This is a genomic window from Epilithonimonas bovis DSM 19482 (assembly GCF_900108115.1).
GTDB lineage: Bacteria > Bacteroidota > Bacteroidia > Flavobacteriales > Weeksellaceae > Epilithonimonas > Epilithonimonas bovis.
In genome coordinates, this window is the sequence record NZ_FTPU01000002.1 from 31,460 (window position 1) to 51,939 (window position 20,480).

General features: G+C 36.7%; 23 protein-coding genes. 5 read left to right on the forward strand and 18 right to left on the reverse strand.

The window, feature by feature from the left end:
- Positions 1 to 33: 33 nt before the first annotated feature.
- The 3 genes from B0B05_RS16885 to B0B05_RS01005 are packed head-to-tail and all read right to left on the reverse strand — an operon-like array spanning position 34 to position 1,724.
- The gene (locus tag B0B05_RS16885; RefSeq protein WP_076781604.1) at positions 34 to 933 is read right to left on the reverse strand and encodes a heme-copper oxidase family protein; all 900 of its coding nucleotides are present in this window, start codon (positions 931 to 933) and stop codon (positions 34 to 36) included.
- Positions 923 to 1,351, reverse strand: coding sequence for a c-type cytochrome (locus tag B0B05_RS01000; protein ID WP_159435805.1), 429 nt, complete (start codon positions 1,349 to 1,351; stop codon positions 923 to 925). The genes B0B05_RS16885 and B0B05_RS01000 overlap by 11 nt, the downstream gene beginning before the upstream one ends.
- Positions 1,344 to 1,724 (reverse strand): VOC family protein, encoded by a 381-nt coding sequence (locus B0B05_RS01005; protein WP_076781606.1) that lies wholly within the window; start codon positions 1,722 to 1,724, stop codon positions 1,344 to 1,346. Before B0B05_RS01005 ends, B0B05_RS01000 begins: the two co-directional genes overlap by 8 nt.
- Positions 1,725 to 1,937: 213 nt before the next feature.
- Here B0B05_RS01005 and B0B05_RS01010 point away from each other — a divergent pair, with 213 nt between their 5' ends.
- From B0B05_RS01010 to B0B05_RS01030, 5 genes are all read left to right on the forward strand, one after another.
- Positions 1,938 to 3,425 (forward strand): MFS transporter, encoded by a 1,488-nt coding sequence (locus B0B05_RS01010; RefSeq protein ID WP_076781607.1) that lies wholly within the window; start codon positions 1,938 to 1,940, stop codon positions 3,423 to 3,425.
- A 29-nt stretch (positions 3,426 to 3,454) separates the two neighbouring features.
- Positions 3,455 to 4,786 (forward strand): MFS transporter, encoded by a 1,332-nt coding sequence (locus B0B05_RS01015; RefSeq protein WP_076781609.1) that lies wholly within the window; start codon positions 3,455 to 3,457, stop codon positions 4,784 to 4,786.
- Positions 4,787 to 4,825: 39 nt separating this feature from the next.
- Positions 4,826 to 5,290: a hypothetical protein gene (locus B0B05_RS01020; protein ID WP_076781611.1), complete on the forward strand. Its 465-nt coding sequence runs from the start codon at positions 4,826 to 4,828 to the stop codon at positions 5,288 to 5,290.
- Positions 5,291 to 5,297: 7 nt separating this feature from the next.
- A complete protein-coding gene (locus tag B0B05_RS01025; protein ID WP_076781613.1) occupies positions 5,298 to 6,584 on the forward strand; it encodes an alginate export family protein in 1,287 nt (428 codons plus the stop codon).
- A gap of 298 nt (positions 6,585 to 6,882) precedes the next feature.
- Positions 6,883 to 7,320, forward strand: a complete 438-nt coding sequence (locus tag B0B05_RS01030) for an Rrf2 family transcriptional regulator (protein WP_084173842.1) — start codon at positions 6,883 to 6,885, stop codon at positions 7,318 to 7,320.
- A 9-nt stretch (positions 7,321 to 7,329) separates the two neighbouring features.
- On the opposite strand, the gene B0B05_RS01035 is transcribed toward B0B05_RS01030, so the two are convergent.
- The 15 genes from B0B05_RS01035 to nirK all read right to left on the reverse strand — a co-directional run bounded on the left by B0B05_RS01035 (position 7,330) and on the right by nirK (position 20,389).
- Complete coding sequence (locus B0B05_RS01035; RefSeq protein WP_076781615.1) at positions 7,330 to 9,132, reverse strand: hypothetical protein; 1,803 nt, start codon at positions 9,130 to 9,132, stop codon at positions 7,330 to 7,332.
- A gap of 259 nt (positions 9,133 to 9,391) precedes the next feature.
- On the reverse strand, positions 9,392 to 10,324 hold the full coding sequence (locus tag B0B05_RS01040; protein ID WP_143745922.1) for a hypothetical protein: 933 nt from the start codon (positions 10,322 to 10,324) through the stop codon (positions 9,392 to 9,394).
- 276 nt (positions 10,325 to 10,600) lie between these two features.
- Positions 10,601 to 10,867 (reverse strand): hypothetical protein, encoded by a 267-nt coding sequence (locus B0B05_RS01045; RefSeq protein ID WP_076781619.1) that lies wholly within the window; start codon positions 10,865 to 10,867, stop codon positions 10,601 to 10,603.
- A 171-nt stretch (positions 10,868 to 11,038) separates the two neighbouring features.
- Positions 11,039 to 11,662: an ATP-binding cassette domain-containing protein gene (locus B0B05_RS01050; protein ID WP_076781621.1), complete on the reverse strand. Its 624-nt coding sequence runs from the start codon at positions 11,660 to 11,662 to the stop codon at positions 11,039 to 11,041.
- Complete coding sequence (gene modB, locus B0B05_RS01055) at positions 11,659 to 12,342, reverse strand: molybdate ABC transporter permease subunit (RefSeq protein WP_076781623.1); 684 nt, start codon at positions 12,340 to 12,342, stop codon at positions 11,659 to 11,661. The genes B0B05_RS01050 and modB overlap by 4 nt, the downstream gene beginning before the upstream one ends.
- Positions 12,343 to 13,146: a molybdate ABC transporter substrate-binding protein gene (gene modA / locus B0B05_RS01060; RefSeq protein WP_245799145.1), complete on the reverse strand. Its 804-nt coding sequence runs from the start codon at positions 13,144 to 13,146 to the stop codon at positions 12,343 to 12,345.
- Between the two features lie 102 nt (positions 13,147 to 13,248).
- Positions 13,249 to 13,461: a hypothetical protein gene (locus tag B0B05_RS01065; protein ID WP_076781628.1), complete on the reverse strand. Its 213-nt coding sequence runs from the start codon at positions 13,459 to 13,461 to the stop codon at positions 13,249 to 13,251.
- Positions 13,462 to 13,492: 31 nt separating this feature from the next.
- On the reverse strand, positions 13,493 to 13,861 hold the full coding sequence (locus B0B05_RS01070; protein ID WP_076781630.1) for a DUF488 domain-containing protein: 369 nt from the start codon (positions 13,859 to 13,861) through the stop codon (positions 13,493 to 13,495).
- A 24-nt stretch (positions 13,862 to 13,885) separates the two neighbouring features.
- Positions 13,886 to 14,338 carry a hemerythrin domain-containing protein gene (locus tag B0B05_RS01075; protein ID WP_076781632.1) on the reverse strand — a complete coding sequence of 151 codons (453 nt, stop codon included), beginning with the start codon at positions 14,336 to 14,338 and terminating at the stop codon, positions 13,886 to 13,888.
- Positions 14,339 to 14,403: 65 nt separating this feature from the next.
- Complete coding sequence (locus B0B05_RS01080) at positions 14,404 to 16,647, reverse strand: nitric-oxide reductase large subunit (RefSeq protein ID WP_076781635.1); 2,244 nt, start codon at positions 16,645 to 16,647, stop codon at positions 14,404 to 14,406.
- A gap of 12 nt (positions 16,648 to 16,659) precedes the next feature.
- Positions 16,660 to 17,385, reverse strand: a complete 726-nt coding sequence (ric, locus tag B0B05_RS01085) for an iron-sulfur cluster repair di-iron protein (RefSeq protein ID WP_076781637.1) — start codon at positions 17,383 to 17,385, stop codon at positions 16,660 to 16,662.
- A gap of 74 nt (positions 17,386 to 17,459) precedes the next feature.
- Complete coding sequence (locus tag B0B05_RS01090; RefSeq protein WP_076781639.1) at positions 17,460 to 17,885, reverse strand: c-type cytochrome; 426 nt, start codon at positions 17,883 to 17,885, stop codon at positions 17,460 to 17,462.
- A gap of 19 nt (positions 17,886 to 17,904) precedes the next feature.
- On the reverse strand, positions 17,905 to 18,468 hold the full coding sequence (locus B0B05_RS01095) for an SCO family protein (protein ID WP_002978662.1): 564 nt from the start codon (positions 18,466 to 18,468) through the stop codon (positions 17,905 to 17,907).
- Positions 18,469 to 18,473: 5 nt separating this feature from the next.
- The gene (locus B0B05_RS01100) at positions 18,474 to 19,310 is read right to left on the reverse strand and encodes a formylglycine-generating enzyme family protein (protein WP_076781641.1); all 837 of its coding nucleotides are present in this window, start codon (positions 19,308 to 19,310) and stop codon (positions 18,474 to 18,476) included.
- A 41-nt stretch (positions 19,311 to 19,351) separates the two neighbouring features.
- Positions 19,352 to 20,389 (reverse strand): copper-containing nitrite reductase, encoded by a 1,038-nt coding sequence (gene nirK / locus B0B05_RS01105; protein ID WP_076781643.1) that lies wholly within the window; start codon positions 20,387 to 20,389, stop codon positions 19,352 to 19,354.
- Positions 20,390 to 20,480: the final 91 nt, after the last annotated feature.

Here is a 20,480-nt window from a genome sequence, read left to right on the forward strand (position 1 = left end):
ACATTCTCCAACAGGTGAAAATAATTTCTGGTTCTACTTTTTTACAAAAAGATATTCGTTCTCAACTTGAATTCTGAACAAAACAGAGAAACGCTTTTTCCTCGCTTTTGACATATCTTTTTTCCAAAGGTAAATAATTCGTAAAAGAATAATCCATTCGGTCATACTGATCGAATAGGCCACATAGCGTATCCATTCTGCATTCGGAACCGGATAAACGTGATGAGCCCAATTGAACATGACATTCACAAGTCCAAGAAAGAAGAAAAAGAAAGCTGTTTTAGAACGGCTGTAATGAGGAGTTCCACTGCTTTTTTCCATCACATACATCGAAGTACCATAAACAAGCATGTTCCACGCTCCGACATATGCACCCCCGGCTTTCCATTGCATCGTAAGGTTTTGAGTATAATATTCCTTGAAATACGGCAGTATCCATAAATGAGCTTCTGTAAAATGGAATACCATCAAGAGAATACCTGTACCCCACATCCAATAATAAACTGGCCAATTGAAAAAACTTTTCCACATAACCTGAAAATAATAGATGCCGAAAAAGATCCATCCTAAAACAATAGGTATGTAAAAAATGTGCGGAAACTCAAGATATTCTTTTCCTTCAAATTTTTTTAACAAATAACAAATGGTAATCAATACACCAGTAACAGTGAAGATCCAAAATTGCCATTTCATAACATTTTTAGAACCTTTTTCATTATTGATGTACCAGAAAATGCCGCCGATTGATGCCATAAAGATCCATGAAAGCGCAAACAATGTATGGAGAGGTCGAAGAACAGTAAACGGAACTATCGTTTTTATAAAGTCAGGAACAATATACTGTACACCGGATAAAAAGCCAACCAATAGACACATTGCCAAGCTAATAAGTCCGATTAAAATGTAATAGAAAGGATAATGATTATTTTTCATTTATTACTTTTTTCTGGTATTGTACCCATCCGCTGTAATTAACCACGGCTTTTTTGTTGGGATAATACCCTGTTTTATCTACCTCTTTTAGAAATTGAAGAATCTGATCTTGTTGCAGAGGTGAAAATTCAAACTTCGGCATTGACCTGACACCGCTGATCATCATCACTTTTAGATATTCACTGCTTTTACCGGCATTCGAAGTTACATTGGTAAGGTCAGGGCCTAAGTATCCTCCTAATCCGTAAAGCTGATGACAGGCATTACAATTATTCTCAAGCCACAGCCTCTCTCCTTTCAAGGCTTTTTCTGAAAGTCTGAAATTATCATAATCAGACTTTTCGGTATAGATCTCTTTATTATAAAAAACATAGATCAACATCATAATCAAAAAAATACCCGTATAATATTTATTCATGCCTGCTGGTCTCATTTGTTGTTTGTGCAAATGCGATAATAAGTCCGTCAGGATCTGCAAAATAGCAGACATCATCTCCCCAGTTCTGACTTTTAACAACACTGATGAGCTTTGCTCCAATCTGTAAAGCGTTATCATACTCGGCAGTTACACCAGTTGTTCGCAGGTATAGCTCACAGCGTGGAATACCATTTCCCCTATCAGGATGAGGCATAAAATCCTTCAGGATTTTTACAATACCATCATTGGGCATCAATCCTAATTTGCAGTGATCAGATAGGATAAATTCTGTCATCCCCGGAACATTAATATGAGGCTTCCTTCGAAATAAGGCAGTATAGAATTCTGTGCTTCTTTTTTGATCATTGTACATATAGTATGATTTCGATTCCGACGATTTGCTTCATATTTAAAGTTTTAATGGAGACATTACACAATAAACAAAATCCTGTATCAGCTTCCTGTAGGATAACGAGCAGTATGATTTATGACACAAAAATAGAAAGAAAAATCAAAATAAGACAAAAATGTCTTATTTATAATATCTTTGCTGAAGAAATAATAAACATCTAAAAAAAGACAATCAATGGATGCAAATTTATCTTCCGCTCACAAAATTCTAGTATTAAATACACTGGCTTTTACCATTTGTTTTGCTTGCTGGACATTGAACGGAGTTCTCGTAACTTATCTCGTAGATAATAATATTTTCAACTGGTCAGTCGTCGAAACTGGCTGGCTGCTCGGAATTCCCATTCTTACGGGTTCCATTATGAGATTACCCTTGGGAATTTTAACTGATAAATACGGTGGAAAACCTGTGTTTTCAACCCTACTACTTCTTTGCAGTGTTCCATTGTTCCTACTCTATTTTGCAGATTCCTATTGGATCTACTTTCTGCTAAGTGCCTTATTCGGAATGATTGGGACAGGTTTTGCCGTAGGAATTGCCTTTACATCAGCTTGGTATCCAAAAGAATGGCAGGGACGTGCCTTGGGAATATTTGGGATGGGAAATGCAGGCGCTGCCTTAACCACATTTTTTGCCCCCACTCTACTCAATTATCTATCTGCCGAAGACCCCGAGAATGGATGGAGAATGCTTCCCATACTCTATGGAATTACATTGGTCATCATAGGATGCATCTTTCTACTCTTTGTGAAAAATAAGAAAGTTACCGCACAAAACAAGTCCACAAAACAACTTCTCGAACCTCTCTCGAACATGAGAGTCTGGCGATTTGGTCTTTATTATTTTTTAGTATTCGGCTTATTTGTCGCTTTCTCTCAGTGGCTGATGCCTTACTATGTGAGTGTTTACAAAACCTCATTGGTTTTAGGAGGACTTTTGGCATCAGCCTTCAGCTTACCCAGCGGCGTTATCCGCGCTTTTGGCGGTTATCTTTCAGATAAATTCGGTGCTAGAAAAGTGATGTACTGGGTCTTATACTCTTCACTGATTTTAAGCGGACTTCTGATGCTTCCGAAAATGGAGATTCTAACTCCCGGAAAAGGCATCACAGCAAAAAAAACAGGAATCGTAAAAAGTTTTGGAAATGAAAAGATCATTCTTGATAATGCCGAATTTGCTATCAGTGCAAAACCTGAGATTCCCCAACAAACTTCAGTATTACCCGAATCCTTTTCATGGCAGGAAATTTTAGTAAAACAAAACGAGCACGTACAGAAAAAGCAGCTTTTGGCACAAGGTGTCACATTGATCAAATTTGAAGCACACATCTGGGTTTTCTCAATCCTGGTGATTCTCATCGGCATTATGTGGGGAATCGGTAAAGCAGCAGTTTATAAACATATCCCTGAATATTTTCCGAATGAAGTCGGTGTTGTCGGCGGAATGGTTGGATTAATTGGTGGTCTAGGCGGATTTATTGGTCCTATCCTTTTTGGATATTTATTAGATTTTTCAGGGTTATGGACCAGTTCATGGATTTTCGTATTTCTCATTTCCGCTATCTCATTGTTCTGGATGAATCAGGTTATTAAAAAAATGACAAACAATGCTGCACCGCATCTTAAAGACAGAATTGAGCACGTCAACAACAACAAAGATTAAAATAAACTAAAAGAATAAATTACTACAATATGAACAAGTCAAATTGGTTAACGGACTACGATCCGTCAAATGAAGAATTTTGGAAACGCAGTGGGAAAAAGATAGCTTGGAAAACTTTGGCCATCACCACAGCTGCACTTATTTTCTCTTTCGCAACCTGGTTTCTTTACAGTGTTATCGTTATCAAACTTCCGCAAATCGGTTTTCAATTCACAGATGACCAGCTCTTCTGGATGGCCGCTATGCCCGGACTGGCGGGTGGTATTCTAAGAATCGTCAATACATTTCTAATTCCCATATACGGAACAAGAAAAGTTATTTCCATCAGTTCACTGATCAAAATAATTCCTCTTTTAATGTTAGGATTTGCTGTGATGAATCCCCAAACATCATTCACTTATTTTATGCTGATAGGATTCTTATTAGGGATTGGAGGTGGAGATTTTTCATCCTTCATGCCGTCTACTTCATTATTTTTCCCTAAAAAGGAGGTAGGAACAGCACTCGGAATCCAGGCAGGTGTCGGTAATTTTGGGGTAAGTCTGGTACAGCTACTCTCTCCTTTGATTATGAGTCTTACACTGTTCTCATTTTTAGGCGGCGGTGAAATCATCGTGGAAACCGGAAAAACGATCTACCTGGAAAATACTGCATTTATCTATGTGATTCCTTTATTGATCGTTGGAATTTGGGCTTGGTTTTCATTAAAAAGTATTCCCGTAAAAGCTTCTTTCAAAGAGCAGCTGGATATTTTCAAAGACCGTCACACCTTGTATTGTACGATGACCTACATAATGACCTTCGGAATTTTTGCAGGATTTTCTGCGGCCTTCCCCCTGATGATAAAAAATCTCTATACACCCTTAGATAAGAACATTGACCCTTTACATTTTGCATTTTACGGTCCCCTAATCGGTTCTGCATCCAGAGTGATTTTCGGGAAAGTGGCAGACAAGATAGGTGGTGCATATTTGACTCACTTCACGGGAATATCATTGATAATTTTAATTTCCACATTGATTCTTGGCGGTTATCTGACCCCAACTTCACCGGATCAATTTCAGGGATTTCTTCTCATAGTATTAGCCATATTTTTCTTCACAGGAATAGGTAATGCAGCGACTTTCAAACAGTTTCCAGTTATTTTTTCAGAATCACCGAGAAAAGCAGCAGGTGTTATCGGCTGGACAGCAGCAGTGGCTGCATTTGGTCCTTTCGTATTTAATATTTTGATCACACAATCCAGAGCATTGACTGGAGATTCAAGATTATTCTTTTGGTTTTTGGTGGTAGGATGTGTTTGTGCAACCGCCGTCAACTGGCATTTCTATACAAAAAAAGGATGTGAAAGACCTTGCTAGTATTTCCTTTAAGCTCGGTTATTAATTTAAAAAATTGTAATGCAAAAGAAAATAACTTCAGTTTTACTGTTGATATCTATCGCTCTGAATGTGGGATTGATTTATCAATTTTTTTACAAGGGTGAAAAGGTAGTTCCTGCAAAAGATGGAAGATCTGAAATCAAAATGACCAAAGAAAACCGGGAGTTTGTTATGGCAGAAATGAGAGGTTTTCTGGAAAGCGTCCAAAAGATCAACGAAGGAATTGCTAAAAATGATCCTGAAATCATTGCAAAAGTCGGACAACAATCCGGAACCTGCAAAGTGGATGCCGTGCCACAAGGTCTTGTAAAATCTTTACCGTTTGAATTTAAACAAATGGGCTTTCAAACTCACGAACTTTTTGATGTGATGGCAAAAATGGCAAAAAAGAAATACGACCGCCAACTAACTCAGGAAAAGCTCAATCAATTGCTCAACAACTGTGTTGCGTGTCATAAAACCTATAAAATAACCACCAAATAATAAGAAGATGTATAAAACTAAAATCGCCATCAGCTTTCTGGTCTTTGCTTTTGGAATCACAAATGCACAAGTCGACAGCCTGAAAATGAATATTGACCTCAGAACAAGAGCCGAACTGGATAACGGAGCAAGAACGCTAATCCCAAAAGGAAAATCAGCAGAAACGACGGTTGTATCAAGAGCTCGTTTCGGAATTGATTATTACTATAAAAATCTGGAAGTTTACATTTCTGCACAAGACGTAAGAACTTGGGGTGAAACCTCTTCTACTGCAAGTAAAAATCAGAATTTCATTCTGAATGAGGCTTGGGCCAATTATCAATTTTCAGAACGATTTGCCTTAAAATTGGGACGGCAAATTCTTTCTTACGACAACGAACGATTAATTGGGGCATTGGATTGGGCAATGCAGGGACGAAGTTTTGATGCTTTAAAAGGTATTTTCAAATTAACTCCGAGTTCAAAATTAGAAACCGTTATTACTTACAATAATGACGACAATGACGCGAATGACCTTCCCGACAAAGAAGTTTATAATATTACAGAAGCCGGAGAAATCACAAAATCTCTACAAATCATCCATTACCAATACACAGGAAAAAACAAGTTACAGTTCTCCGCAATCGCTTTGAACCAGGTTTTACAAAACCCGTCTGGTACACATTACGATATGTTGACCGTAGGAATTAACTCAAAAAAATATTTTGAAAATTTCGGTTTTTTTGGTTCTGCTTATTATCAAACCGGAAAAAATACAGCCGCTCAAAGTAAATCTGCTTATCAATTTTCTGTAAATTCAGACTTCATCATCATACCGAAATTTAATGTGGTTTTGGGAACAGAATGGCTTTCCGGAAGAAGTTTTGATACGGAAGCCGGCAAGAATAAATCTTTCAGTCCTCTGTACGGAACTAATCATCTTTATAATGGTTTTATGGATTATTTTTATTTCGGGACAAATTATTTCAACAGTTTTGGCTTGAACGATTATTATCTGAAATCTACTTATAAATTTAACTCAAATTCTAATCTTCAAGCCAATTTTCACGCATTTACATCCAATGGAAAATTGGGCTTAAATAATTTGGGAGAAAAATATTCCAATTATGTAGGAACCGAATTAGATTTGGTTTTCACGCAAAAAGTTGGGAAAGTCATCACAGCTAATCTAGGACATTCGTTTATGTTTTCAGGAGAAAGTATGAAGTTTCTTAAAAATGTTCCGGAACCAAAAAACTTACAAACCTGGACTTGGATCGGTTTGAAGATTGCACCGAATTTCAGGCTGAAATAACCTTTATTACATTCCTTTTTTTCAACAAAAAAATCGACCAAAAGTTTTGGTTGATTTTTTTGTTATCTAGTATATCGATTTAAGATCCATATATAAATTTATCATCACATTCTTAACATCGAAATTATATGCGGAATTAAAATAATGTTAAACATGCTGAAGATTCGTTCAATTGGTTTAAAACTTTACTCATATCTAACAAAAAGGAAAATCATAGATAACGATTTTGTATTTTTACATTCTATTCTGTTCAGAGTAATAAATCTGAGGGTCTAGATTAAATTATTAATTAAAATCAATGTTGATATTTTCCAATACTTGTCAATACGCAATTAAAGCCTGTATAGTCCTTGCAACCGAGAGGAAAAAGATAGGAATTATTGATATTTCAGAACAAATAGGAACGCCCACTTATTTTACTTCAAAAATTTTGCAGCAGCTGACCAAAAAACAATTGATTTCTTCAGGAAAAGGAAAAGGGGGCGGTTTTTTTCTGACTGATGAACAATTTGAAAACCTGACAATCAAAGATATTTATGAAAATTTCGAGGGAAAAGAAGTTTTTACTTCCTGCCTCTTAGGACTTAAACAGTGTAATGGAGTTAACCCTTGCCCTATCCACCATCTTGCGGTTGCAGTAAAAGAAAAGGTACTGATTATGTTCGAGTACAAAATCAAAGATTTAAAAGATCTTGGAAGCGTGATGCAGATGATGGGTGTGCCAAGTGATTTATGAATTCAGTTATTATAATTGAGGAATTTTGATTTGATTCAATTTCAGTTTGAAAGATTTTAAGTCAGAAAAAATAGAATCTAATTTTGGTTTGAAATAATTGGTTTCGGCAAAAAGTTCTTCGTAATAAGCAATTCCTTTCAGCAAATTTCCTTTGAAAATCTCCCACTTTTTCACCTGAGATTTGGTGATTTCTTCAGAGAATTCCAGAATTTCATTCTTAAAATAATCGACATACAGTTTCAATTCATTGATGAATAAATGAGGACGGCGATCATCTGATAAAACATTCTCATAACCATAAATATGACGAACCATTTTCGAAAGTGAAACCTCTTTATCAAAAAAACTAAGATTCGGTCCCGGACAAATAACAACACCTTGCTTCTCCCCTTTTACCGGGATATCTAACTCCAAATATGCAGAATTTGCAAGTCCAACACAAAGACAAGATTTTTCTGTAATGTTTTGCTTCTGTTTCTCGTATTGTTTATCAGTCAATTTTAACCTGTTAGTTTTCAATTCACTCAGTTTTATATCCTGATATTTTTTGGAAGCCGTACAAGTTCCTTTAGGTGTAAATTCTTTGCTGAGCGCCAAAAATTTCTTTGGACAAGAACTCCCAAATTTTTGATTTGAAATATTCATATCCTTGATTTCATCATTGCTCGTGCCTCTGATTGTGTTAAACGGAACTCCCAATGGCGACATATTGCTCAGGTAATAATCTTCTTCTTTTGCATTTATCAAAAGGTTCCTGGTCTCCTGATCCACAGAAGTTGCCTCTGGAACCAGCAAAAATGGCGAACCCCAACCCACACTGTCCGCATTATATGTGGTCAAAAGAAACTCGTGTTCTTCAGAAGTTCCAACACCACCTTGCACAGAAATTCTGGTTTCCAAAGGTTCGGAAGTTGTCATTTTCCCTTTCTGCTCCAAGGCTGATTTCCAGAGAGCAAAAGCCGAAGCTTGAAGCTCGTTTTTCTTTTGTTTGAATTCTTCCATAATTGGCCCCATAAGAAGTCCGTCGGTTGCGAAGGCGTGTCCACCGCAGTTTAGTCCAGATTCAATTCTGTATTCTGAAACCCAAAGTCCTTTTTTCGCAAGAAAATTCCCCTGAATCATCGCAGAGCGAAAATCGCTGACTTTAAGAATGATTTTCTTTTTCAATTCGCCATTTTCATTAGGAAAAAAATCTTCAAACTCTTCCAGATAACTATACAATCTTGGATTCATTCCGGCAGAAAAAATGACGGATGACGACAATTTGCTATTGGCAAAACCTCGCAAAGAAGCGTGTGCATCATTATAAATAGTCGGAAGCTGAACATTTTTCACAAAATTATCCTTGTCTACTTTCGTCATAATATTCACATCTATTTCACCTGGATTAAAATGATTATCAACGAAATTTTTGATGCTTTCCGCCAGATTATCTTTTTTATTGAGGATATTTTGCAAACCATCTCTCAAGCCGGAAGTGCTTGGCAACATTCCTATAAACTGTTTGAGAGTTTCTGTATTTTTCGAAATTTCTTCTTTGAAATCCTTAAACTTTTTGGTCACAATATCGTCCATCATATCCAGATAAGCCGTGATTCTCTCCGCTCTGTGGTCTTCGGATTTAATTGAAATTTCTTTAAAATCGAAATTGAATTTTTTACTGTAAAAATCTCGCATTCTCTCAACAATTTCGTCATCTATAATTGAAACAACAGATGAAATCCCAAATTGAGCAACACGGATTGGACTATCGATTGTGTAAGCGAGTCCCATCACAGGAATATGAAAGTTGTGTACAGGTTTTTTGTTCATTATTTATAAATTGAATTGATTGTTACAGTTCCGAGATTTCATAGTAGTTACAAGAGAAAATAACCGTGCTGAAAGTCCTAACAAATTTAAGATTTTCAGAGGTTGTTATGTCAAGAATAACAACATTTTTTAAGCACGAAAAAAAGATTTATATCATACTAATTTCACCATCAAAACCATCGACAATTCAATAAAAATAATATGAGAAAATTGACGATAACATCAATGAGAATCAAAAGATTATGAAATTACCAAAAAGTTAGTCTACTTTTAAAGATTTGATAAAAGAACCGATTGAAATCATAATGATAACTGAGGCAAATAGCAACCAATATTTTGCACTCAAAAACGGAATATAAAAGATGGAAAAAATAGCTGCCAATGACAAGATGATTTCATTTAAAACAATACCGAAAACCATTGATAAAATACTGAATTTCAATATTTTATTTAATTCAAAATAATTCAAATCAACTATTTTCCAAATCAAAAAAAGGCTAATTCCCAATAGTAAAACCAAATGCAAATACGCAATGACAATATTGATGCTGTTGAATGCATAAATGCCTAAAGACGGGATAGCAGAAGCAATTTGCAAGATAAACTTCATTAAAAAAGAACATCCGACAACTGCCAATAATAATTTTTGAATGAAATGATTTTCTGAGAATTTCGATCGATTTTTCCAAACAAAACTCCAAAGTTTCCACGCTCCTAAAAGTTGAATGAGTGAAACTATGGTAAAAAATCCATACAACAAATCAGGAATTTCTGTCCATAAAATTGAAAGTCCGTAACCGAAAAAACAACCGATGAATAAAAGGAAAAATATAGTTTTATTCAATTTTTCTGAGATTTGAATGCCGTACTTTTTTAATGAAATCAAAAGCAAACCGACACACGAAAACAGAAAAAATCCGTTGTACTGATAATGCAGATAAAAATAAGTTGAGGCTCTAAAAAGCACTTCAAATTCATCTTTTCGGGAAGAAAAATAAGCCAACCCAAAAATTCCAATCGCAGAAATTGTGGTAAAAAAAGCACCTGATTTTAACCAGATTATTTCAGGATTTCTATTTGATTTTGTATCAATTAATAAAAAAATAAAATACGCAAACCCTGTGAACAAAGCAATTGACGAAAATACAATCGACAACCAAAAGTAACCGCCGTACAAAAATGTAAACAACATTCCGTACGAACCGATTTGGTTAGCAATCATTAAATATTGGTATTTTTTGAAGTTTATTTTTTCGGAAATTTCACTCAAATATTTCGTAACAAAAAGATAAATACTTGCTGAAACCCAGCCATAAAAAGCAAAATGCGAGTGCGCTTCCTGCGTAAATTTGTGCGTTAATCCTGGTAAAGAAAAAGCCATATTGTACCTCATCATCACGCCGACAACCGACACAACAAAGAAATTGAAAACGCAAAGTTTTAACCAAATACTAAAATTCTTCATTAATTACTCAGGGATATAAATAATTTCTCCATTTTCCAATTCGTAAGCGATAATGTCCCAATTTTTGTCAGCTTGAACATCGGTAACGGTTACAATTTCATTTTTTGAAAATGAAAAATAAACCCAATTGGTATAAGATCTGGCATCTAAAACCTGATGCGTTTTGATTTCTCCTGCTGTTACAATGTCTTCTTCACTATCATCACTACTGTTACAAGAACTAAAAATGAATAAGCCCAATACAAGAGCTACAAGTGATTTTACTTTCATAAGTAAAAATTTTTTTTACAAAGAAATAGTTTTTATTTATACTGAATAAAAATAATGACGTGATAGAAATCACAAATAAGACATTTTTGTATTATTTTAATTTTTAACAATTAATTTTGTTAAAATCCTTGGATTTTTAATGGAATCTAAAGCTGAAAATTATGATTTTAATTAAATGATATTCAAATTGTATGTTGAAAAACTTTCAAATTCCTCTTCACTATGACTGATGACAAAAAATGTGGAATTATTGTTTTTATTAAACTCCAATAATTCATTTAACATCACTTTTCGCATTGCAATATCTACTGCAGAAAATGGTTCATCGAGCAAAACAATTTCAGCATTTTGGGCTAAAGTTCTTGCCAATGCAACCCTTTGCTGTTGTCCGCCAGAAAGTTTAGAAGGCGATGTATTCTCGAAGGTTTTGAGGGCAAACTTTTCTAGTAATTCATCAACGATATTTTCGTCTTTTTCCGTTTGTGCGAAAGCGATATTTTGTTTCACAGTCATATTTGGGAACAAGGCGTAATTCTGAAACATCAATGAAATATTTCGTTTTTGAGGTGGTAGAAATATTTTATTGGCAGTATCCAGCAAGATTTTATCATTTAATTTAATGAAACCAAAATCCGGAACAACCAATCCCGAAAGTACTTTGAAAAAAGTGGTTTTTCCAATCCCGGAATCGCCGGAAACGTGCACAAAACTTCCTTCTGAAATCCGCTCATCAACCTCAAGAAATTTATTTCCTGACGAAGTAAAAATTTGATGTCTTATCTGAATTTCAATCATCGGAATGTGGTAAAATTAGTTTTTCGGTTAATGCTGTAAATCAACAATAAAATAAGAAACGAAAGGATGAAAAGCACGAATGCATAACGGTTAGCAGCCTCAAAATTGAGCGCCTGAACCTGGTCGTAAATCGCAACTGAAGCGATCCTGGTTTCTTTGGGAATATTTCCGCCAACCATAATCACGATGCCAAATTCGCCGATACAGTGGGCAAAAGTGAGCGCAATTCCAGTGATAACAGATTTTTTAATATTTGGAATAAGGACTTTGAATAAAGTAACTATTTTCGATTTTCCCATTGTGTAGGAAGCTTGTCGCAAATCATCATTCAAAGCCGAAAACCCGTTCTGCAATGGCTGAATCATAAACGGAAGATTGGCAATGATACTTGCAATCACAATTCCCTGGAACGAAAAAGCGAGCCGAACATCACAATATTTTTGAAGAAAATCCCCGAAAGCATTTTCCGGACTGAAGGCTACCAAAAGATAATATCCCATCACTGTTGGTGGCAAAACCATCGGCATTGAAATTAAAGTTTCTGCAATGAATTTCAGTTTAAACCGAGAATAGGAAAGCCAATACGCAACCGGAATTCCAATGAGAATGAGAATTACCGTGGTAATTAGCGCTAATTTTCCAGTGAGGAGCAAGGTGTAAATGAAGTCTTGGTCGAGCATTTATTTTGAAATTTTGGTTTGATAACCGTAACGTTTCCAAATTTCATTTGCTTTTTCCGAATTGATGAAATCAAAAAAATCTTGAGCTTCAGTTTGGCTTTTGCCTTTCAAAACGATTCCGCTTTGGGCAATCGGCGCGCATTCTTTTTCAGATAATTCATAGAAATTTCCTCGCCTCATCATTTCTTTATTTTTAGCATTGGAAAGTGCGATGAAACCTACATCTGCGTTTCCTGTCGACGCAAATTGTGCGACTTGACTGATGTTTTCTGCCCAAACGATTTTGTTCTCAATTTTGGAATATAATCCTGATTTTTTTAAAGCTTCGACTGTATTTTTTCCATATGGTGCGAGCTCAGGATTTGCGATGGCAATTTTATTTATTTCTAGATTTTGCAACAAATCCAAACCTTTAGAAACGTTCTTTTTCAAGCTCCACAAAACGACCTTTCCATAAGCGTAAATTTTCGGATTTCCATAATTTTTTCCAGCACTTTTTAATTTTTCCGGAAATTGAGTATCGGCAGATAAAAACAAATCGAAAGGTGCACCATTTAAGATCTGCTGAACCAGCAAACCAGAAGAACCAAAAGTAATTTCTACTTTTTTATCAGGATTTTCTTTGATGTAAATTTGTTTTAAATCTTCTAAAACGTCCCTAAGATTAGCTGCCGCCGCAACGGAAATGAAAGAATTTTGAGTGGATTTTTCAGATGAATTTGGTTCTTTTTTTTTACAATTCAACATCATAACTGACATTAAAATTGTACAGACTAACAGTTTTAAATGAATCCAATTGCTCATAAATTACGAGAAAAGAAAGATTCAAAATAAGACTTTCTTATCCTTTTCAAAGGTATGATTATCGATTGAAAATCCAAAAACAAATGATCGAAAAATGAAGATTTAAACTTGTCTTTCTAAAGTCTTGCATTTTTCTTTATCACCAGTTTTCACCACTGAAACGTCCAAATATTTTACAGTTCCGGAGCTGGCTTTTTCAAACTGTTTTGCTTTTTTGTCGGCATAATCGTAGGTGTAGCCGACTGCCATAACTACTTTGTGACCGTTGCAATTACCCATCGCCAAATAAAGATATTCTCCTAAAGTATGATTCATTTCAGTTAAAGTTTTTAATTTAATATCAAAGTTATTTTTTTGATTTGTTGTTGAGCAATTGTTCCAGATAGTCTTTCAAAACCAAAGGATGACAATGTTTTTCGTCCCTTGCTGCATAAACCAGCGTGATTTTTTCCTGTTGTCCATTTTTTTCCAGGAAAGGTTTTCCGGGATTTTGCTCCAAAAGCTCTTCTTTATATTTCCGGGAAAACTCGTCCCAAAGCAAAGGATCGTGATGAAACCACTCCCGGAGCGCTGTTGATGGTGCAAGATCTTTGTCCCATTCATCCAAAGCAGCTTTTTCTTTTGAGATTCCTCTTGGCCAAATCCGATCTACCAAAACACGGTAACCATCTTCGGGAGAAGCATCTTCGTACACTCTTTTTAATACGATTTCCATTGATTTATTTTTTAAAATTGATGATCATTTCCAAAACTCATCCGCATAGTCATCTTCTTCTTTGTGATGATGTTGGCTTAATTCTAAACCTATTGTATCCATCTGTTCATCGGAAAGATGTTCTTCAAGATAAGGAAAAACACTTCTTTCCTCAAAACGGATATGTTTGTATAAAGCATCAGCAAAATCTGATAGCAGCTGTTGGTTATTTGATTGATTGATACTTCCAATTAAACGGCTAATTTCGCGATGTTCTTTCTCCATTTGGTTCTGTAAACCCTCGTTCGACAATTCCGGAAGCACATCATCTTCAGTCTTGAAATGGTTATGAAGATTCTTTTCCCAATAATAATTAATGTAATTCTTGATGCGTTCGTAAGAAACCTCTTTTTTGATGCCCTGACGGATTTTCCAGCAACAAAGCAAACCAAAATGATGGTCTCTGGAAAGCAGGATTAAATTTTCGTTTCTTTTCATAACTTAAAATTTAAAAAGAACTGCCATTACAAAAGCAATGACAGTTCTCATGATTAAATAATTGATTATCTTTTCTCTTTAAGCGACCAGCCGGTTTTCAGTCCGATAATGAAAATTACCAACAGCATCTCTCCTAGCGCCAGTAAAATGTCACCGGGAACACGCAGCCAACGTAAAGTATGCATCATATCGGTCTGCATAAATTCTGCGGAACGAGCGTACCAATATCCTTCTTTAATAGAGGCTACGGATTGCATAATTCCTATCGGCAACAAACTGATGGTTACCATTACTAACAATCCGATATTTGTTAGCCAAAATGCCCAGCCGATGAGTTTATCATTCCATTCTCTGTCAGGATATAATCCTCTCAACATAAACATCATTAAACCAATTCCCAAGATTCCATACACTCCGAACAGTGCGGCGTGGCCGTGAACTGCGGTTGTATTGAGTCCTTGAATATAGTACAATGCAATCGGTGGATTGATGGCAAACCCGAAAATACCTGCACCAAGGAAATTCCAAAAACACATGGCGATGAAACAGTAGATCGGCCATTTGTATGCTTTGATCCATTTGGTAGATTTACTGATCTGATAATTTTGATAAGCTTCAAACCCAATTAAAACCAAAGGAACAATTTCAAGTGCGCTGAATGTAGCTCCCAAAGCCAAAACTGCTGTTGGCGTCGCACTGAAATACAAGTGGTGGAACGTTCCCAAAATACCTCCCGCTAGGAAAATAATGGTTGAAAATAATACAGCATGAGTTGCTGCCTTTAATCTTAATAATCCCAATCTTGTAAATAAAAAGGCTGCTACAACGGTTGCAAAAACTTCGAAGAATCCTTCTACCCAAAGGTGAACCACCCACCATCTCCAGTATTCTGCAATGGCCATATGGGTTTGTCTTCCGTACATCAATCCGGCTCCATAGAATAGGGCAATTGCTACTGCGGAAAGTGTGAACAATAATAGTAAATGTCTGTCACCATCTTTCTTTTTCAATGCGGGTAAAAGTGCTCTTACCATAAGAATTAACCAAAGAATTAATCCTACTAACAATAAGATCTGCCAAATTCTACCCAGTTCTACATATTCGTAACCCGAATGTCCCCAAAGAAAATTATCTACATATCCTAATTTCTGCATTACTCCTAACCATTGTCCCGCTAAAGAACCGAAAACAACAATCAGTAATGCTCCAAATAAAATATTGACACCTAAAACCTGATACTTCGGCTCATAGCCTGAAACTGCGGGAGCAATGTACAATCCAGTGGCTAACCAAGATGTTGCAATCCAGAAAATGGCTAATTGTACGTGCCAACTTCGGGATATTGATTGTGGTAAAAATTCATCCAAAGGAAAACCATAGAATCCACTTCCCTCGACTCCGTAGTGCGCTGTGATGACACCCGCAAACATTTGTACTAAAATTAACAATGCGACAACCCAAATGTATTTCAGCGTTGCTCTCATAGAAGGTGTTGGTTTCATATTTCTGAGCGGATCTTCCAAAGGCAGCATCTCGCTTATCTCTTCTTCTTTATTTTTAGCATGATAGAAAACCAATAATCCAACACAGCCCAATAACATTAATACACTGAAACCCGACCAAAGGTGCAATGATGGCGGCGGAATATTTCCAATCAGTTCATCGTGTGGCCAGTTGTTGGTGTACGTTACATCGTCACCAGGACGATCCGTGATGCAAACCCAGGCTGCCCAAGAGAAAAAGGCATTCATTTTTGCCATTCTTTCCGGAGTTTTTACCGTATTTTTCGGGATGGCGTACTGATCTCTCAGTTTTGCCATTTCCGGAGCATTCATAAATATTTTAGCGTAGTAATCTGCCAGTTCTGCCTGTACTTTTGCTCTTTCAGGAGAAATCACAATTGTATTGGTGGCTTCGTCTAAGGTATTTTTACGAAGTTCTTTTTTCAGTAATACCTGATATTTTGCCTGCTCGTCATCCGGTAAATCTTTATAGACTTTCCCCTCTTTTTTAGCCAGTTCTTCCAGAAGAAGCAAAGATTCACGATGGAGATAATCGGCACTCCAATCGGGTGCAATATAGGCTCCGTGTCCCCAAATACTACCGACAGTCTGTCCGCCGATAGATTGCCAAACATTCTGACCGTCTTTGATGTCCTGCCCGGTAGCTATTACTGCTCCGTCAGTAGTAACAACCTTATCCGGGACAGGCGGGATTTTCCTATAAATATCTACGCCATAGTAGATCAGTACGGCAAAAGAACCTATGATGACGGCTGCAAGCCAGGTCCATAATTTTTTGGTGGTCATACTTTTCTCAATTTAGTGTTCTACTGAAAATTCTTTTTCTAATTGAATCGCTTTTGGAAAGAGAATATTATTTTCTAAATGAATATGTTTATGCAGATCATTTTCAAAATCCTGAAGCATTGCGAATGTCACTTTATACGTATTACAGGCATCTGCAGGAGGCGTATATTCGTTTGTAATATCTGCGATTTTTCTCAATCGTTCTCCTTCAATGGTATGCTCGTGCTTCATCATATTGACGGGATTTTCTACAGATCCAAAAGGTGGTTGCGGAATAGCTTCGTTTGAAATTTTAGCTTTGACCATATTTTTAATAAATGGGAAAAGCATCAATTCTTCTTTTTTCATGTGTGAAGCCAAATCTTGGGCACATCCATCAAAAAGCTGTTTGATCTCAAACAATTCAGGATGACTTCCCCCGTGAACTTTGCATAACTTATCTAAAAATTGTTGAAGAACTGGCGTTTTTTCATACACGTAGCGGTGATGGGTTTTCTCTACATAATCTGCCAGCAAATCCAACGGCCAGCTTTTAAAATCGATGGAGCCGCCATTATCCTGAGGAAGATTTTCAATTTCTGCATAAATTGAGTTGGCGTCCAGCATTTTGTTTTCGCAGGCATCTTCTATGGTTCTTCCGCCTTTGCAGCAAAAATCGATACCATTTTTTTTGAAAATAGCTGCCGTTCTGAAATCTTCAGCTACAATCTCTCCTATAAAATCTGTCTTGATATTCATAATTAAATACTTTTTTATCTTTTATTATTTTAATTTTTTTTTGAGTATCTATTTGTTAAGAATACTCAGGTTTCTTATTTTTTAAGTGACAGAATATATTTAACCATTTTCTGTGCATTCTCTTTACTGAGTCCGGCGTGCGGCGTCATCGGTACATCGCCCCAAACACCTTTTCCGCCATCAATCACTTTTTGTGCAAGATGGTCGATATCGGCATCGGTATATTTTGCTGCTACGTCCTGATAAGACGGTCCCACCAATTTAGAATCTACCTTGTGACAAGACAGGCAGTCTGCGCCTTCTACAAGAGCTTTGCCTTCGTCTTCGGGCTTTGCTGCGGCTGTTGTTGAAGCAGTATCAGCAGATGCTGCAGGTTTTGGTTCCTCCATCATTGTATTGGATTCTGTTGTGGGCTGCTGTTCTGCTACTTGGTCTTTTTTTTCTGAGCAAGAAGTGATGGTAAGAGAGAGCAAAATTGCTGTAAAAAATAAGTTTTTCATTACTAAAGATTTTTATGGATTATAATTCTATTTGTTTTTTAATTTCTTTTACAAGGTCATCATCGCCGGAGTCCAGACCTTCTTTTTGATAAGCTAAAGTTCCTTTTTTGGAATAGACACTGATGATATTGGAGTGCGAAAACTCTATCGGCGAAATTTCTTTGTATTTAACAGCCATTACGTTGGCGAGTTCCCGCGTATCATCCTCGTTGCTGCGGATAAATGTCCATTGTTTTTCATCGAATTTATTGGTATCCAGATAAGCTTTCATTACCTGCGGTGTATCGTTTTTCGGATCAATGGAAATCAAAACATACTGGATGTCTTCCGGATTGGTTTTTCCTACTTTTTGGGAGATGGTTCTCATCTCGGCAGTGAGTCTCGGGCAAGCGGTTTTACACGATGTAAAAATCATTGCAGTAACCAGAACTTTCCCTTTCATATCAGAAAACGTAATGGTTTTACCGTCCTGTTTCTCCCATTTGGAACTGACATTATAAATGGAATCCGGACTTATTTCTTCGTTTTTTTTGCTGCAGGACAAACTTGCCATTGCCAACAAAATATAAAGTAAGTTTTTCATTTTTTTTAATTTTTAAAATCTCTTGCACATCGGAAACCGAGATTGTTGAGACAGTTGTTAGCTTTGATACTTCCGCGAAGTGCATAACGCACAAAGGCAGCATAATTTCTAAGATCCGAAGCGGTAATGGCACCACCGGCACAAAACAAAGACTCGTTGGTGGTATTGTCTTTTCTGGATTCTCCGCTCATCATCACCGAATTGAAATCGTACGTCCATTCCCAAACCATTCCGTACATATCGTAAACGCCGTAAAAATTGGGTTCACCTTGTCTTACAACTTTATTCATATTGCTTTTCCGCTGTTGGTATTCTCTAAGTATAAAATCTGTAAAATGAGGTTTATCAGAAGCATTTTTAGAACTGCGGTCTGCAAGTCCTACATATTCCCATTCTTCTATTGTTGGAAGCCTTTTGCCCACACTTTTGGCATACGCTTCTGCTGCAAACCAGGAAACATTGGTTACGGGAGCGTCGGGATTTATTTTTTCCGGAAGCTGATAATCGCCTTTCCAATGTTTGAGGTAAGTGCTGTCTGCGTATAACCGAAGCACTTTGCTTCTGGTCCATTGAGGATTAGCTTTCAGAAATGTGAGATATTCTGCATTGGTCACCGGGCTGTTATCAATATAAAAAGATTTTACTTTAATAATATTGTTAGAATCTTTTCCGATAAAAGCTCTGTACGATCCGCTGTCTATTTTCATCATTTTTTTTGAACTGGAAATGAATTCTAACTGATGATCTGCTACAGACGTACTCTGATGACTTTTGGGAGATTCTGAACAGGAAGCTAAACCCAAATTCAGGATGACTGCACAAATGATGACAAAAACTCTCATTGCTTTGTATTTGCTAAACCTCAATGAAACAAGAAAAAAAATTATGGATTCTTTTTATAAACTGCAGGATTATCCGGTCCTGTAACTTTAATTTTGCCTAAAGCTCCTTTGTTGAAAGCTCTGAACATTGCGTGGTCAACAATCACATATTCACCGGGAACGGTTGCTTTGAACTCTACAATAGACGCTCCACCAGGAGGAATAACCGTGGTCTGTACATTTTCATTGATTTTGCTGCCGCCTTCCATATACACTCTGTCGAAGATTTCCCCGATCACGTGGAAAGAAGACGTAAGGTTCGGGCCACCGTTTCCTACGAAAAAACGTACAGTTTCACCTACTTTTGCCTGCAATTCGCCATCGCCCAAAAGAGCTCCGGTTTTTCCGTTAAATACTACATACTCCGGATGTTCTGAAATGGCTTTATCCATATCGAATTCCTGAAGACCTTTGTCACCAAATTTCCCTTTGGTGTAGAAATCGCCCTGCATAATGTAGTATTCTTTGTCCACTTTTGGCAGTCCGCCTTCCGGTTCTATGAGGATAAGACCGTACATTCCGTTGGCAATGTGCATTCCTACAGGAGCTGTGGCACAGTGGTAAACGTAAAGTCCGGGATTCAGTGCTTTAAAATTGAAAACTTTTTCCGTTCCCGGCGCTACGAAAGTGGCTTCTGCACCGCCACCGGGACCATTAACAGCGTGGAGGTCGATGTTGTGAGGGAATGTATTGTTTTCATTATTTTTTAAGTGAAGTTCGATTTCATCGCCTACCCTTGCACGGATAAAACTTCCCGGAACCGTTCCGTTGAAAGTCCAGAAATTATATTGCGTACCGTCTGCCAATTCGCCAGTCTTCTCGATAGTTTCGAGACGAACGACAACTTTCTTTGCTGCTCGATCTCCAACAGGAGCCGGCACATTGGGCGGTGCTACAGATTTTTGCTCTTCTACGGAGCCATCCGTTTTAATTTTCTCTGTATCTGAATTATTTTCAGAGCTTGTAGAATTGTTTTGTTTGCAGGAATTCAACCCGATGAACGCAGACAAAACAGCTGCAAGGAAGAGTGATTTTTTCATTTTTTCAGAATTTTTACGATTTTTAGTTGGTTTTAATTTCAAAAATATTTTAATAAAGATATTTTATTATAATGAAATTTTATTGTTTTCA

What these genes read in the sequence shown, in the direction of transcription:
- modA (WP_245799145.1), bottom strand. Translation starts at nt 13,146, where the DNA reads ATGAGCAATTGGATTCATTTAAAACTGTTAGTCTGTACAATTTTAATG.
- B0B05_RS01090 (WP_076781639.1), bottom strand. Translation starts at nt 17,885, where the DNA reads ATGAAAAACTTATTTTTTACAGCAATTTTGCTCTCTCTTACCATCACT.
- B0B05_RS01065 (WP_076781628.1), bottom strand. Translation starts at nt 13,461, where the DNA reads ATGAATCATACTTTAGGAGAATATCTTTATTTGGCGATGGGTAATTGC.
- nirK (WP_076781643.1), bottom strand. Translation starts at nt 20,389, where the DNA reads ATGAAAAAATCACTCTTCCTTGCAGCTGTTTTGTCTGCGTTCATCGGG.
- B0B05_RS01000 (WP_159435805.1), bottom strand. Translation starts at nt 1,351, where the DNA reads ATGAATAAATATTATACGGGTATTTTTTTGATTATGATGTTGATCTAT.
- B0B05_RS01015 (WP_076781609.1), top strand. Translation starts at nt 3,455, where the DNA reads ATGAACAAGTCAAATTGGTTAACGGACTACGATCCGTCAAATGAAGAA.
- B0B05_RS01030 (WP_084173842.1), top strand. Translation starts at nt 6,883, where the DNA reads ATGTTGATATTTTCCAATACTTGTCAATACGCAATTAAAGCCTGTATA.
- B0B05_RS01095 (WP_002978662.1), bottom strand. Translation starts at nt 18,468, where the DNA reads ATGAAAAACTTACTTTATATTTTGTTGGCAATGGCAAGTTTGTCCTGC.
- modB (WP_076781623.1), bottom strand. Translation starts at nt 12,342, where the DNA reads ATGCTCGACCAAGACTTCATTTACACCTTGCTCCTCACTGGAAAATTA.
- B0B05_RS01100 (WP_076781641.1), bottom strand. Translation starts at nt 19,310, where the DNA reads ATGAGAGTTTTTGTCATCATTTGTGCAGTCATCCTGAATTTGGGTTTA.
- ric (WP_076781637.1), bottom strand. Translation starts at nt 17,385, where the DNA reads ATGAATATCAAGACAGATTTTATAGGAGAGATTGTAGCTGAAGATTTC.
- B0B05_RS01045 (WP_076781619.1), bottom strand. Translation starts at nt 10,867, where the DNA reads ATGAAAGTAAAATCACTTGTAGCTCTTGTATTGGGCTTATTCATTTTT.
- B0B05_RS01040 (WP_143745922.1), bottom strand. Translation starts at nt 10,324, where the DNA reads ATGTTGTTTACATTTTTGTACGGCGGTTACTTTTGGTTGTCGATTGTA.
- B0B05_RS01010 (WP_076781607.1), top strand. Translation starts at nt 1,938, where the DNA reads ATGGATGCAAATTTATCTTCCGCTCACAAAATTCTAGTATTAAATACA.
- B0B05_RS01080 (WP_076781635.1), bottom strand. Translation starts at nt 16,647, where the DNA reads ATGACCACCAAAAAATTATGGACCTGGCTTGCAGCCGTCATCATAGGT.
- B0B05_RS01035 (WP_076781615.1), bottom strand. Translation starts at nt 9,132, where the DNA reads ATGAACAAAAAACCTGTACACAACTTTCATATTCCTGTGATGGGACTC.
- B0B05_RS01020 (WP_076781611.1), top strand. Translation starts at nt 4,826, where the DNA reads ATGCAAAAGAAAATAACTTCAGTTTTACTGTTGATATCTATCGCTCTG.
- B0B05_RS01070 (WP_076781630.1), bottom strand. Translation starts at nt 13,861, where the DNA reads ATGGAAATCGTATTAAAAAGAGTGTACGAAGATGCTTCTCCCGAAGAT.
- B0B05_RS01005 (WP_076781606.1), bottom strand. Translation starts at nt 1,724, where the DNA reads ATGTACAATGATCAAAAAAGAAGCACAGAATTCTATACTGCCTTATTT.
- B0B05_RS01025 (WP_076781613.1), top strand. Translation starts at nt 5,298, where the DNA reads ATGTATAAAACTAAAATCGCCATCAGCTTTCTGGTCTTTGCTTTTGGA.
- B0B05_RS01050 (WP_076781621.1), bottom strand. Translation starts at nt 11,662, where the DNA reads ATGATTGAAATTCAGATAAGACATCAAATTTTTACTTCGTCAGGAAAT.
- B0B05_RS01075 (WP_076781632.1), bottom strand. Translation starts at nt 14,338, where the DNA reads ATGAAAAGAAACGAAAATTTAATCCTGCTTTCCAGAGACCATCATTTT.
- B0B05_RS16885 (WP_076781604.1), bottom strand. Translation starts at nt 933, where the DNA reads ATGAAAAATAATCATTATCCTTTCTATTACATTTTAATCGGACTTATT.